General features: G+C 57.9%; 12 protein-coding genes, 1 tRNA gene and 1 pseudogene. 10 read left to right on the top strand and 4 right to left on the bottom strand.

Annotated features, from left to right (window positions below; genetic code table 11):
* The first annotated feature begins 7 nt into the window (after positions 1-7).
* The 3 genes from rpoD to WG219_02660 all read left to right on the top strand — a co-directional run bounded on the left by rpoD (position 8) and on the right by WG219_02660 (position 2,791).
* Positions 8-1,855 (top strand): RNA polymerase sigma factor RpoD, encoded by a 1,848-nt coding sequence (gene rpoD / locus WG219_02670; protein ID WXL26409.1) that lies wholly within the window; start codon positions 8-10, stop codon positions 1,853-1,855.
* A 139-nt stretch (positions 1,856-1,994) separates the two neighbouring features.
* Positions 1,995-2,071: transfer RNA gene (locus WG219_02665), tRNA-Ile, on the top strand.
* Positions 2,072-2,446: 375 nt separating this feature from the next.
* The gene (locus WG219_02660) at positions 2,447-2,791 is read left to right on the top strand and encodes a hypothetical protein (GenBank protein WXL26408.1); all 345 of its coding nucleotides are present in this window, start codon (positions 2,447-2,449) and stop codon (positions 2,789-2,791) included.
* 22 nt (positions 2,792-2,813) lie between these two features.
* On the opposite strand, the gene WG219_02655 is transcribed toward WG219_02660, so the two are convergent.
* Positions 2,814-3,074: a helix-turn-helix transcriptional regulator gene (locus WG219_02655; GenBank protein ID WXL26407.1), complete on the bottom strand. Its 261-nt coding sequence runs from the start codon at positions 3,072-3,074 to the stop codon at positions 2,814-2,816.
* A 96-nt stretch (positions 3,075-3,170) separates the two neighbouring features.
* Here WG219_02655 and WG219_02650 point away from each other — a divergent pair, with 96 nt between their 5' ends.
* The 3 genes from WG219_02650 (at position 3,171) to WG219_02640 (ending at position 4,885) form a co-directional block, all read left to right on the top strand.
* Complete coding sequence (locus WG219_02650) at positions 3,171-3,656, top strand: hypothetical protein (GenBank protein WXL26406.1); 486 nt, start codon at positions 3,171-3,173, stop codon at positions 3,654-3,656.
* A gap of 4 nt (positions 3,657-3,660) precedes the next feature.
* Positions 3,661-4,386 carry a phage antirepressor N-terminal domain-containing protein gene (locus WG219_02645; protein ID WXL26405.1) on the top strand — a complete coding sequence of 242 codons (726 nt, stop codon included), beginning with the start codon at positions 3,661-3,663 and terminating at the stop codon, positions 4,384-4,386.
* A gap of 235 nt (positions 4,387-4,621) precedes the next feature.
* Positions 4,622-4,885 carry a hypothetical protein gene (locus WG219_02640; protein WXL26404.1) on the top strand — a complete coding sequence of 88 codons (264 nt, stop codon included), beginning with the start codon at positions 4,622-4,624 and terminating at the stop codon, positions 4,883-4,885.
* An 80-nt stretch (positions 4,886-4,965) separates the two neighbouring features.
* Here the strand turns inward: WG219_02640 and WG219_02635 are convergent, their stop codons facing one another.
* Together WG219_02635 and WG219_02630 are read right to left on the bottom strand one after the other, a co-directional pair.
* The gene (locus tag WG219_02635; GenBank protein WXL26403.1) at positions 4,966-7,311 is read right to left on the bottom strand and encodes a VIT domain-containing protein; all 2,346 of its coding nucleotides are present in this window, start codon (positions 7,309-7,311) and stop codon (positions 4,966-4,968) included.
* Positions 7,312-7,324: 13 nt separating this feature from the next.
* Complete coding sequence (locus tag WG219_02630; protein WXL26402.1) at positions 7,325-7,777, bottom strand: helix-turn-helix domain-containing protein; 453 nt, start codon at positions 7,775-7,777, stop codon at positions 7,325-7,327.
* A 64-nt stretch (positions 7,778-7,841) separates the two neighbouring features.
* On the opposite strand from WG219_02630, the gene WG219_02625 reads away from it, so the two are divergent.
* Both WG219_02625 and WG219_02620 read left to right on the top strand, forming a co-directional pair.
* The gene (locus tag WG219_02625) at positions 7,842-8,096 is read left to right on the top strand and encodes a hypothetical protein (GenBank protein WXL26401.1); all 255 of its coding nucleotides are present in this window, start codon (positions 7,842-7,844) and stop codon (positions 8,094-8,096) included.
* Between the two features lie 643 nt (positions 8,097-8,739).
* The gene (locus tag WG219_02620; protein WXL26400.1) at positions 8,740-9,771 is read left to right on the top strand and encodes a site-specific integrase; all 1,032 of its coding nucleotides are present in this window, start codon (positions 8,740-8,742) and stop codon (positions 9,769-9,771) included.
* 159 nt (positions 9,772-9,930) lie between these two features.
* On the opposite strand, the gene intI1 is transcribed toward WG219_02620, so the two are convergent.
* Positions 9,931-10,944, bottom strand: coding sequence for a class 1 integron integrase IntI1 (gene intI1 / locus WG219_02615; GenBank protein ID WXL26399.1), 1,014 nt, complete (start codon positions 10,942-10,944; stop codon positions 9,931-9,933).
* A gap of 15 nt (positions 10,945-10,959) precedes the next feature.
* Here intI1 and aadA1 point away from each other — a divergent pair.
* A pseudogene (gene aadA1, locus WG219_02610) lies at positions 10,960-11,798 on the top strand (ANT(3'')-Ia family aminoglycoside nucleotidyltransferase AadA1).
* Between the two features lie 103 nt (positions 11,799-11,901).
* Positions 11,902-12,753, top strand: coding sequence for a sulfonamide-resistant dihydropteroate synthase Sul1 (sul1, locus tag WG219_02605; protein ID WXL26398.1), 852 nt, complete (start codon positions 11,902-11,904; stop codon positions 12,751-12,753).
* Positions 12,754-12,806: the final 53 nt, after the last annotated feature.

The raw sequence follows: 12,806 nt of genomic DNA, 5'->3' as shown, positions 1-12,806 counted from the left end.
GGGTGTTATGTCCGGAAAAGCGCAACAGCAATCTCGTTTGAAAGAATTGATCAGCCGTGGACGTGAGCAGGGTTACCTGACTTACGCGGAGGTCAATGACCACTTGCCGGAGGATATTTCCGACCCGGAACAGGTGGAAGACATCATCCGCATGATCAACGACATGGGGATCAACGTATTCGAGACTGCCCCGGATGCGGATGCCCTGTTGTTGGCCGAAGCCGATACTGATGAAGCAGCCGCCGAAGAGGCAGCCGCTGCACTCGCAGCCGTCGAAACCGATATTGGTCGCACCACTGACCCAGTGCGCATGTACATGCGCGAAATGGGTACCGTGGAACTGCTGACCCGCGAAGGCGAAATTGAAATCGCCAAACGCATCGAAGAAGGTATCCGCGAAGTAATGGGAGCCATCTCCCACTTCCCAGGTACAGTCGACAGCATTCTCGCCGAATACAACCGCGTCACCACCGAAGGTGGTCGCCTGGTTGAAGTCCTCAGTGGTTACATCGACCCGGATGACGGCACCCTGCCAGCCGAAACAGCAGCACCTGTCCCACTGAAAGACGGTGAAGCCGCCGAAGAAAGCGACGACGAAGAAGCCGACGAAGAAGCCTCCGACGACGAAGACGAAGGCGACGGCGGCCCAGACCCGGAAGAAGCGCAACGCCGCTTTGCCGCAGTAGCTGAAGCACTCGAAGCCGCCAAAAAGGCACTGAAAAAGAACGGCCGCAGCAGCAAGCAGGGTATCGCTGCCCTGAACGAGCTGGCCGACCTCTTCATGCCAATTAAGCTCGTACCGAAACAGTACGACACCCTGGTTGCTCATGTTCGCAGCGCCCTGGAGCGCCTGCGTGCTCAGGAACGCGCCATCATGCAACTGTGCGTGCGTGATGCCCGCATGCCGCGCGCCGACTTCCTGCGCCTGTTCCCAGGCAACGAAATCGACGAAAGCTGGGCCGACCAGCTGGCCAAAGGCAAAGCTAAATACGCTGAAGCCATTGGCAACCTGAAAGAAGACATCCAGCGCTGCCAGCAAAAACTGATCGCACTGGAAGCCGAGACCGAACTCAGCCTGGCTGAGATCAAAGACATCAACCGTCGCATGTCCATCGGTGAGGCCAAAGCCCGCCGCGCAAAGAAAGAGATGGTTGAAGCGAACCTGCGTCTGGTGATCTCCATCGCCAAGAAGTACACCAACCGCGGTTTGCAGTTCCTCGACCTGATTCAGGAAGGCAACATCGGCCTGATGAAAGCGGTGGACAAGTTCGAATACCGTCGCGGCTACAAGTTCTCCACCTACGCCACCTGGTGGATTCGCCAGGCGATCACTCGCTCCATTGCTGACCAGGCACGGACCATCCGTATCCCGGTACACATGATCGAGACGATCAACAAACTCAACCGTATTTCCCGCCAGATGCTGCAGGAAATGGGTCGCGAGCCGACCCCGGAAGAGCTGGGCGAACGCATGGAAATGCCAGAGGACAAAATCCGCAAGGTATTGAAGATCGCCAAAGAGCCGATCTCCATGGAAACCCCGATCGGCGACGACGAAGATTCGCATCTGGGCGACTTCATCGAGGACTCCACCATGCAATCGCCAATCGACGTGGCGACCGTGGAAAGCCTCAAAGAAGCCACCCGCGAAGTACTCTCCGGCCTCACCGCCCGTGAAGCCAAAGTACTGCGCATGCGCTTCGGCATCGACATGAACACCGACCACACCCTTGAGGAAGTCGGTAAACAGTTCGATGTAACCCGCGAACGTATCCGTCAGATCGAGGCCAAGGCCCTACGCAAACTGCGTCACCCGACGCGTAGCGAGCACCTTCGCTCCTTCCTCGACGAGTAACACCAAAACCCCGGCACTGCCGGGGTTTTGCTTTATGGGCCAGTCGTTTTTAAATCGTGCCTGCCGCACAAAACTAATTACATCAACGCTTTAGCTTGGCTATCGGCAAATCACCTCGCTATAATCCCCCGACCCCTGAGGGCCTATAGCTCAGTCGGTTAGAGCAGAGGACTCATAATCCTTTGGTCCACGGTTCGAGTCCGTGTGGGCCCACCATATAAAACAACGACTTAGGCCAGCCACTGCGCTGGCCTTTTGTCGTTTTGGGGCTGAATAAAAAATTTGCGTACCGTTTTGCGTACCGTTTCATTTTTGCTGCTTTGGAGCTCAGCAAAACTGCCCCACTCGCAGATTGACACTCAGGTAGCACTCCAATAGGTTTGTGCTCCCCTTCTAAAGGGGACGGAATTGGCGTTCCGGTCTGAGACAGGGCTAAGCAAGGCTTAGCTCTGAGCATGGCTGTGTCTTTATGGGCGGGCCGTGCGGGGCATCTTCGGATGCGCCGGCCCTCAGACCGGTACGCCAACCCGTGCGGTCTGCTCACCCAGTTGGCGTTGGGTGGCAGAACTAATCCGTTCTGAGGATCACACCATGAATGAAACCAACACCTCCCCTACCGAGACCACCGAGTCTTGTACCGGTAGCAGTCATGCCGATACCGGCACAATCGATGGCTTCACCCCGCTGCATAGCAGTGACCCTCTCTGCGTTATCGGCTACCCCAGCAATACAGCTGCACCCGATCTTTACGATACCGCAACGCATCGTCACTCCGCCGTCCTTGGAGTGCTTTGTGTACTCAGCAGCGCGCCAGACCTGAACGAACTAAGCACTTCGAGCCTGCAGAACTGCATCCAAGCCATTCGCATCCTCAGTGAGGATGCAGCTGCCCTCTATGCCGGCGCCTGGCAAGCGCTGCGGAAAGAGCGTTACTAGCCTCTTGCGAAAGGAGCAGGCCCTACTCGCTTGCTCCTTTTGAAGAAAGCTCTGCTTCAAATCGCTCTACAAAGTCGACAAGCCCCATACCCAGCGCATGGCAGATGTCACGGAGTTGAACGAGATCAATCCGGCGCAAGCCGCGCTCGATATCGCTGGCAAAAGACTGCGGGCGATCCAACGCCTTAGCGAACTCCGCCTGGGTCAGACCCGCCTCTACTCGGCACTGCTTTAGCAGTCTGAGCAGCACCAGGTTCTCATCCCGATACACTGACTTTTCCAACGGGTACACCTCACGCTTGACAAGCCGCCAAGGGTATATCTAATCTACAGATATCTGATTTACAGATTATCTGGATATCGGTTCAAGGAGCTTTTCATGAATACCCTCACCAACAAACCACCGATCAATTCGGAAATCCTGTTCGTGCTCGACAAGCAAGCACTGCAGACCAGGATCGAACTTGGCTCACTGCTCCGCACGCTCGGGGCACCAACCGCCTTGGCTCAAGCTGCAGCTTCGGCGTGGGGGGACGAGCTCCTAATTGAAGATGATCCTGAGTCAGGATCACCGCTGTACTACTTGCCATTACAGCTAGCCGCAGACTTTATCGATCTGATCCTTGACCAGCTAGGTCCAGATGCCAGAGCAGATGCCGTGCGATTCCGGGATGCCAGCCGATCTCTGGAAGCTAGCGCCAACACGATTTCCAGGCTGAAAAACACCAAACCCCACGTCTACGCGGCATGGTTGCAATGGATGTACTCTGATGAGGCCAAGCAAACAATGCACAAGATCCTCAGCAGACAGCATCAACGCCCACCGGCCACCTCCCCCAACCATGCAGCTCCGGGAGGCCAGTAATCCGATGCGCGCAACCAAAATCAAAATCCAGGGTCTGTCGATTCCGAGTCTGATCAGCAGCGACAATGAGCGTTACTGGCCGATACGCCCCATTTGCGAAGCTATGGGTCTTAACTGGCATGCTCAAGCCGCCAAACTGCAGCCCCCTCGCTACAGCCCGACCGAGCATGACGTTGCCCTGCCTGGGGAACCACTGCTGAAACGAATGCTGTGCCTGCCACAGCTAGAGTTTGAGTTTTGGTTGAAAAGCCTTAGCTCGCGAAAGGTATCCCCTGCCGCTCGCTTACGACTCGCTCAGCTGCGCGCGCACTTTTTTGGTGAGCCCACGTCGATGGCAGCATCGACACCGCCGACTGCAACAGCAGCACCGGCAGTTCTGAAGCGGATTCTGAATTGGCGAGCGCAACAAGCTGAGCCAGGAAAGCGTAAAACCATGCTCAAAGAGCTCGCCGAACAGTTCAGTGTGAAAAACGGTTTTGAAATTGCTGATGTCCAAGAGCACCAACTGCGCGGCGCAGTAGCTTCGCTTAGTACGATCATCTATCAGCATGATCGCTCGAAAATGCCGAGTCAGATGCCCGTATCGGCTCGGGTCGATTCGATCATCAAATCCATCGTAGACGCCCGCCCTCAGCGCATTCACCTGCTCGACTCTGACTTCGCGGCTCTGCTGTGCAGTATTGAACTGGAGGGACAACATCACAGCAACGCACAGCACGAACAGCCCTAGCCAGCGACGTCGCTTCGATCAGGTAGTTCTCACCGCTCTTGGTCGTGACCGCTAACCCTTTGTCACCCAACGAGAAGGTGGCCGCTTGCGCGCCAAACAGGCGCATCAACCAGTGAGGGGCGACATCTATCGATGAGGATTCAGCAGTCATAGTCAGCCTGTGAGCGTGTGTCAGCGAGAGACACACTGAGCGCCTTGTCTATTCAAGCGAGCTCGACCTCTCAAGGCTGGTCGATTGGCCATCGTCATTGCGACCGACGATGCCGGTCATGCCTTCGTCGATGGGAATGACCGTGGTGGTGCGGTAGCCGCGGAAATGGGTGAGCTTGACGGACTTGAGGCACATGGGGATTTCCTTGTCTACAGCTGGCCAGAGAAGGCTTTTTGGCTAATGGCTGTTGGCACCCAGAGGCGCGTACAAATAGGTATCAGCCCCTTGTTTGAGGAGTTTGTGTATCTGGAAAACTTGCAGTGGCCAGACATTGTCTGCGATTCCTAATCTCGATCACTCGATGTTGGAGCGTTCTCTTGTAGCCACTGCCAGACACGGCGCTGCGCGGCACCGCGCTTCCCCCTCACTTATGGAAACCTTATATCCAATGCAGGTGTCTCGGTCGCTGCCCAGTCCCATTGCTCTGCCGTGCAGTGCTTCAGGCCGCGGGCCATCTCTTCCAGCAAGGTGGCGGGCGGCGCTTCCTGGCGCAATGTGCGCATGATCGCCCGTTGATGGCCGCGACTGAACAGGTTGTTCAGTGCCGGGTGCTCCAGCAAAGCCTGCCAAAAGGCCAGAAGTATCTCCCGTTCAGACCAGCCTGTGTCCAGTAGCTCATCAAAGCGTTCGCGGATGACGGAAGTCAGATGTGGGGTAAAGGTAACGAGCTCCTCAAGCTCGATCAGGCTAAGCCTTGGCTTGCGGTTGGGGCGCAGAAGGCTGAAGTCATCATTCAGGTGCCCGATCAGCTCTGCGGGTGTGTTCCCTGCGGCTGTTGAATATTCGACCGGGGGTGTGAATGTACCGCTGTCGTCCACGGCCCTGCGCATGAAGGTAGGCATTTCCAGATAATCAAGCGTTTCCACATGCTGGGTCGTGGCGCCAAAGTCGGGCATAGCATCAAAATCGGGCATAGCGTCATAATCGGGCGATGCGACACGAGCCGGTGCACGGACTATCCCTGTACCACCCCAACCGGCAGCCAACATACCAGGCACCCGGCGCAGCTCGGGATCAGTTGTAGCAGCATCGCCCCCGCGAGGCTCGACCATCAGGTAATGAGTAAAGGGTGATATGACCTGGTGCTCAACCGCCAGACGTGTCAGCTCCTTCCTGTCGGGGGTATCTGTACTGAACAGGGTCTCGCGGATATAGTTGTCGATGCCCATCCGCACAGCGTCTTCGGCCAGTGCCGGTGGGCAGGGAGCAACCTCGCTGCTGAGGGTCAGGGAGCGTCCATCCCTGTAGGTAATGTGCAGCTGCAGCAGCTCGCTGACCGGAGAAGGCAGCTGGGCAAATACATGCAGGGTGCTGTCGGCGAAGGTACAGCGTGACAGGTCCGTCGGTGCCTGCCAGAGCTGCCCGGTCAGGGATAGACTGGCAGCGCTGATACGCGGCTGGCGCATGCGCTGAAGGTGGCGATCAACCACAGCGCCAACATCCTCATGCGGGCCGACAAAGACCGCTGCGCCGCCGGTCGCTTCGGCAATTTCCCGTACCACCGACTCGGCCGGGCAGGCGCCGCAGCCAATCACGAACACCCTGTGCCGGCTTTCGCGGCACAAGCGCACTATCTCGTCCCGATCCCAGGTTTCTCCGTCAGTGATCAGCAGCACATCGGCTGAAGAGTTCTCGCCAGCCTGTGACTCCAGGCCGAACACAGCCCGCAGCGCTACCCCCATCTCGGTGCCACCCAGATCGGCATCCAGATGGCGGGCAAACCGCAGGCTGCGCAGGTCGATACCCTGTTCGCCCACTGTCAGCGTCTGCTGCTCATTGCCCGGTCCGTGCACCACAGAGCTGCCAAAGGCACAGAGCGCGTACTGGTCGCCCGGGCTTAACTGCTGCAGTGCCCGCAGTGCGGCCCCGCGTGCCAGCTGAATTGAATCTCCGCCCATGGAGCCCGAGCAGTCCACCAGCACTTTCAGGTTCAGCGGGTGCGACTGCCCTTCAGCAGGGATCGGGAAGGCGGCATGCAGCAGATGGGTCTGCCCGATACTGGCCAGCTGGGCGGAAGCGGCTGGCTGTTCTGCGCTGGTCAGCACGATGACCAGATCACGATCCGCCGCCGCGCTACCGTCGGCAAAACCCACCCGCGTTTGATCCTGGCCGGGCGACAGACTGATTCTGTGGGACGGCGATTGAATAGCGCACTGCGCCAGCTTACCGCTGACCGTCATATTCAAATGGTAGTCATGCTCCACGCCGATATCTGCCTGGGGGATCTGCTGTGGCTGCAGGCCGGCACCAGCTGCGCTGCCATAACGCGGCGCCACCGCCGTGGGCAGGGCCAGCCGCAGCTGCCGGCCTTCCCATTGCAGGGGCAGGGCATAGCGGATACAGATGCTGGCGCTGTCACCGGGCAGCAGATTACCAAGGTTGAGGTTGTACAACCCTGGTTCCGTCTGCTCCAGCAGCATGGCGGTGTCGCCCTCGACCATGGCCGCCTCATACCGGCGCTCGGCCTGGCGTGCCTCGACCACTTCGGCTACGATCAGCCGGTCGTTCAGGGTCACGCTGACGTCCAGCAGACTGGCCTTGGCCGGTAACGGAAAACTGTAGATCGCCTCGATGTTCACCCTCTCACTGTTCTGCCAGCGCTGGGTCTGCTGTACCAGGGCGCAGGTATCCTGCAGCTGTACTGACATGTCCATCGCCCGCAGGGTCATGTGCTGGCTGCGGCCAGCGGTCATTGCACGGTATGGCGTACTCATGATTATGCTCATCTCAACTTTCCTGTCGTATATCGGCCAATGCTGCGGTGCAGCGCTTGAGCAGTTCGCGAAGTTGCTCCGGACTCAGTCCGGCAGTGTGCGGGTGAACTTTCAGCTCCACCCCGTGATCCAGCAGCAGGTGCGACCAGACCTCGACCGAGCCGGGCCGACGCGGTGCGTGCGGCATTGCCGGCTCGCTGGATGCTTCCTGCAGCTCGCGGATGCGGTCAAGCGACAAACCTTCCGCTGACCACTTCTTCACCAGCAGCAGCTGCTCAAGGTGGGATTGGCTGTAACGCGCTGCGCGGGTTTCACCCTGCGGACGGTCTACCAGCCCAAGCTGGATGTAGTAACGAACCGTGCGGCGGGTCAGCGCCGTCAGCGTGCACAGCTCTTCGAGCGTGAAGCTCCTGGCGGAGGGGTTGGTGGTGTTGTCGGTGGTCATGGAAATACCTGAACCTGCCATTGTGTCAGCGATAGTGTCACAATAGACTGTCGGTATTGTTCTGGCAAGTATCCCGGCGAAAGGCATGCAAGTATTTGCCCTGATCCGCAGGCCATACGTCCTGCAGCACTGCCGTGCTTTACTCCCTGCCGGTCAATCGATCCAGTCGGCAGCCGTCGTTCAGGTTGCGCGAGAGGGGCCGTTCTGGGTACTGCACACACTGAGCGGCAGCTTCTACGTGATCCTCAGCTTCAACATTTTGAGGGGTGCACAATCGCTGGATGACTACCTGCAACGGCTGCTGACCATGGCTCATCCAGAGCCATGGCAGCTGCACTGAGCAGTGATGTGATCACCAGGCTGCGACAGAGCATGTGTATCGCAGCAAGCGCCGCGACACTCAGTGGGTGTCGCGGAGCCACCTTTACGATACAGGCGGGCTGTCGCACACGCTGGCTGCGACACACCAGTCATATCGCTGCGATACACCGCGCATGTCGCACCACGGCTCTGCGACACACAAATCGTGCCGCTAGCGGCAGTATGAATGCCCAAAACGGCGCTGAAAGAAGCCAGAACCGACACCGAACCTACCACTTGAGGTACTGATAGCGCCCAAACTGGCACTGCTCTTTTCGGCTATAAAATCACGCAAGTCATTGAAATATATAAAATCAATAGCTTTTTCCATAACCAAATCGTCGCCTCATGGCTAGCATTTTTGAATGTACCAATTTCGGCGTGCTAGCCATACGCCACATCATGTCACCGAGCTCGCCCCTTCAGCGCCACAGGCGCTGGCTGCTTTTCGATTTTGATGACAAAAGGCTTGCGCGCGCTTTTGCTCACGGCGCACGCTGAATGTAGATGAGAAGCGTGTCGCGTGAGTGAGAGCGCGCACCTCTTACTCGCGGCGCGAGTAAGAGGGCGTTGTGGCAGTTCGGACGGAACAAGAAAAAACGGAGCGACGGCGGAGTGTTTCAGTGGAGTTCGAGCTGACACAACGCCTTTCGCGCAGCGGCTTAGCTTTGTCATCAAAACAACAAGAAGAGATGACGACGATGCAGCCCGACACCTTGAAGAAATACCAGACCCGAGCTCGAAACTTTTACCACGATCACTGCGGGTCAGATGCCCCAGATTCGGCGCAGATCTGCGCGGCTTTGCTTGCCCTGGCACCAAACTATCGGCCCAATGCGTTCAGCACTCTAAAGAACGCACTGATGAACGATCAGCTTGCTCGGGGAAACACCCAGGCGGCAAAAGCCATTAGAAATCTGGTCAACCCGGTCACTGCGCAGGGTAGTCAGATCAAGAAAAAGCCCAAGCTGAAACAGATTCGTGAAGTCACCATCGAGGACTTCAAGACCCTCTACAAACACCTGCATGTAGGCGGCTATCTTGATGAGGCAGCCTCCCTGGTGCTTGCCAATTACCTAGGTGTACGCTCTTGCGAAATGCGCACAATCACCGTCGTAGGTCACCTGGTCCACGTCATCGGCGGCAAAAAGTCTGCCGAGCTGCATCGAGGTGCCGACCGTACTCTGCTGATCGACAAACCCAACATTTTAAAACTGGTGGAATGGGCCGCGCATCGAATGTCGGAATGCCCCCGCACCAACACCGCAATCAGAGATCGCTTTCGCAAGGAATGCCGAAGCCTGTGGCCTAGGAGGAAGAAACATCCGACGCTGAAAAGCTTCCGACACCAGCTGGGCTCAATTCTGAAAGCCTCCGGGGAAAGTCCAGAAAGCATGGCTTACATCATGGGGCACCAGTCCACCTCCTCGATCAGCGTTTATGGTGATGGGCGGCTTGGCGAAGGCATGAAGTGCCATATCCGCTCCGCAGATGGCACTGATCTGACGCGTATTCGTCAGCCACAAAAGCCATCGAGATATGGCCCAGGTCGCATTCTGGGAGAGATCGAGTTTCCTGCGGCAACACGAGGTCATTGGTATACGAGGTTGAAGCAGCAACGTTCCGATAAGAGCCTGCCGACACCGCAGTCATAGCCGTATGATTGCTGTCTGATTGTTTCTGCGAAAGCAGGTAACAGGCAGGAGTCGGCCATCAGCGGACGCAGGGAGGACTTTCCGCAACCGGCCGTTCGATGCGGCACCGATGGCCTTCGCGCAGGGGTAGTGAATCCGCCAGGATTGACTTGCGCTGCCCTACCTCTCACTAGTGAGGGGCGGCAGCGCATCAAGCGGTGAGCGCACTCCGGCACCGCCAACTTTCAGCACATGCGTGTAAATCATCGTCGTAGAGACGTCGGAATGGCCGAGCAGATCCTGCACGGTTCGAATGTCGTAACCGCTGCGGAGCAAGGCCGTCGCGAACGAGTGGCGGAGGGTGTGCGGTGTGGCGGGCTTCGTGATGCCTGCTTGTTCTACGGCACGTTTGAAGGCGCGCTGAAAGGTCTGGTCATACATGTGATGGCGACGCACGACACCGCTCCGTGGATCGGTCGAATGCGTGTGCTGCGCAAAAACCCAGAACCACGGCCAGGAATGCCCGGCGCGCGGATACTTCCGCTCAAGGGCGTCGGGAAGCGCAACGCCGCTGCGGCCCTCGGCCTGGTCCTTCAGCCACCATGCCCGTGCACGCGACAGCTGCTCGCGCAGGCTGGGTGCCAAGCTCTCGGGTAACATCAAGGCCCGATCCTTGGAGCCCTTGCCCTCCCGCACGATGAGCGTGCCGTGATCGAAATCCAGATCCTTGACCCGCAGTTGCAAACCCTCACTGATCCGCATGCCCGTTCCATACAGAAGCTGGGCGAACAAACGATGCTCGCCTTCCAGAAAACCGAGGATGCGAACCACTTCATCCGGGGTCAGCACCACCGGCAAGCGCCGCGACGGCCGAGGTCTTCCGATCTCCTGAAGCCAGGGCAGATCCGTGCACAGCACCTTGCCGTAGAAGAACAGCAAGGCCGCCAATGCCTGACGATGCGTGGAGACCGAAACCTTGCGCTCGTTCGCCAGCCAGGACAGAAATGCCTCGACTTCGCTGCTGCCCAAGGTTGCCGGGTGACGCACACCGTGGAAACGGATGAAGGCACGAACCCAGTGGACATAAGCCTGTTCGGTTCGTAAACTGTAATGCAAGTAGCGTATGCGCTCACGCAACTGGTCCAGAACCTTGACCGAACGCAGCGGTGGTAACGGCGCAGTGGCGGTTTTCATGGCTTGTTAAACATCATGAGGGAAGCGGTGATCGCCGAAGTATCGACTCAACTATCAGAGGTAGTTGGCGTCATCGAGCGCCATCTCGAACCGACGTTGCTGGCCGTACATTTGTACGGCTCCGCAGTGGATGGCGGCCTGAAGCCACACAGTGATATTGATTTGCTGGTTACGGTGACCGTAAGGCTTGATGAAACAACGCGGCGAGCTTTGATCAACGACCTTTTGGAAACTTCGGCTTCCCCTGGAGAGAGCGAGATTCTCCGCGCTGTAGAAGTCACCATTGTTGTGCACGACGACATCATTCCGTGGCGTTATCCAGCTAAGCGCGAACTGCAATTTGGAGAATGGCAGCGCAATGACATTCTTGCAGGTATCTTCGAGCCAGCCACGATCGACATTGATCTGGCTATCTTGCTGACAAAAGCAAGAGAACATAGCGTTGCCTTGGTAGGTCCAGCGGCGGAGGAACTCTTTGATCCGGTTCCTGAACAGGATCTATTTGAGGCGCTAAATGAAACCTTAACGCTATGGAACTCGCCGCCCGACTGGGCTGGCGATGAGCGAAATGTAGTGCTTACGTTGTCCCGCATTTGGTACAGCGCAGTAACCGGCAGAATCGCGCCGAAGGATGTCGCTGCCGACTGGGCAATGGAGCGCCTGCCGGCCCAGTATCAGCCCGTCATACTTGAAGCTAGACAGGCTTATCTTGGACAAGAAGAAGATCGCTTGGCCTCGCGCGCAGATCAGTTGGAAGAATTTGTTCACTACGTGAAAGGCGAGATCACCAAGGTAGTCGGCAAATAATGTCTAACAATTCGTTCAAGCCGACGCCGCTTCGCGGCGCGGCTTAATTCAGGTGTTATGACTGTTTTTTTGTACAGTCTATGCCTCGGGCATCCAAGCAGCAAGCGCGTTACGCCGTGGGTCGATGTTTGATGTTATGGAGCAGCAACGATGTTACGCAGCAGGGTGACGGTGTTCGGCATTCTGAATCTCACCGAGGACTCCTTCTTCGATGAGAGCCGGCGGCTAGACCCCGCCGGCGCTGTCACCGCGGCGATCGAAATGCTGCGAGTCGGATCAGACGTCGTGGATGTCGGACCGGCCGCCAGCCATCCGGACGCGAGGCCTGTATCGCCGGCCGATGAGATCAGACGTATTGCGCCGCTCTTAGACGCCCTGTCCGATCAGATGCACCGTGTTTCAATCGACAGCTTCCAACCGGAAACCCAGCGCTATGCGCTCAAGCGCGGCGTGGGCTACCTGAACGATATCCAAGGATTTCCTGACCCTGCGCTCTATCCCGATATTGCTGAGGCGGACTGCAGGCTGGTGGTTATGCACTCAGCGCAGCGGGATGGCATCGCCACCCGCACCGGTCACCTTCGACCCGAAGACGCGCTCGACGAGATTGTGCGGTTCTTCGAGGCGCGGGTTTCCGCCTTGCGACGGAGCGGGGTCGCTGCCGACCGGCTCATCCTCGATCCGGGGATGGGATTTTTCTTGAGCCCCGCACCGGAAACATCGCTGCACGTGCTGTCGAACCTTCAAAAGCTGAAGTCGGCGTTGGGGCTTCCGCTATTGGTCTCGGTGTCGCGGAAATCCTTCTTGGGCGCCACCGTTGGCCTTCCTGTAAAGGATCTGGGTCCAGCGAGCCTTGCGGCGGAACTTCACGCGATCGGCAATGGCGCTGACTACGTCCGCACCCACGCGCCTGGAGATCTGCGAAGCGCAATCACCTTCTCGGAAACCCTCGCGAAATTTCGCAGTCGCGACGCCAGAGACCGAGGGTTAGATCATGCCTAGCATTCACCTTCCGGCCGCCCGCTAGCGGACCCTGGTCAGGTTCCGCGAAGGTG

Origin of the sequence: Pseudomonas mendocina (genome assembly GCA_037482215.1) — a bacterium.
GTDB lineage: Bacteria > Pseudomonadota > Gammaproteobacteria > Pseudomonadales > Pseudomonadaceae > Aquipseudomonas > Aquipseudomonas mendocina_E.
Note: the sequence above shows the minus strand (reverse complement) of the source record. Positions and strands in the feature narration are given on the sequence as shown.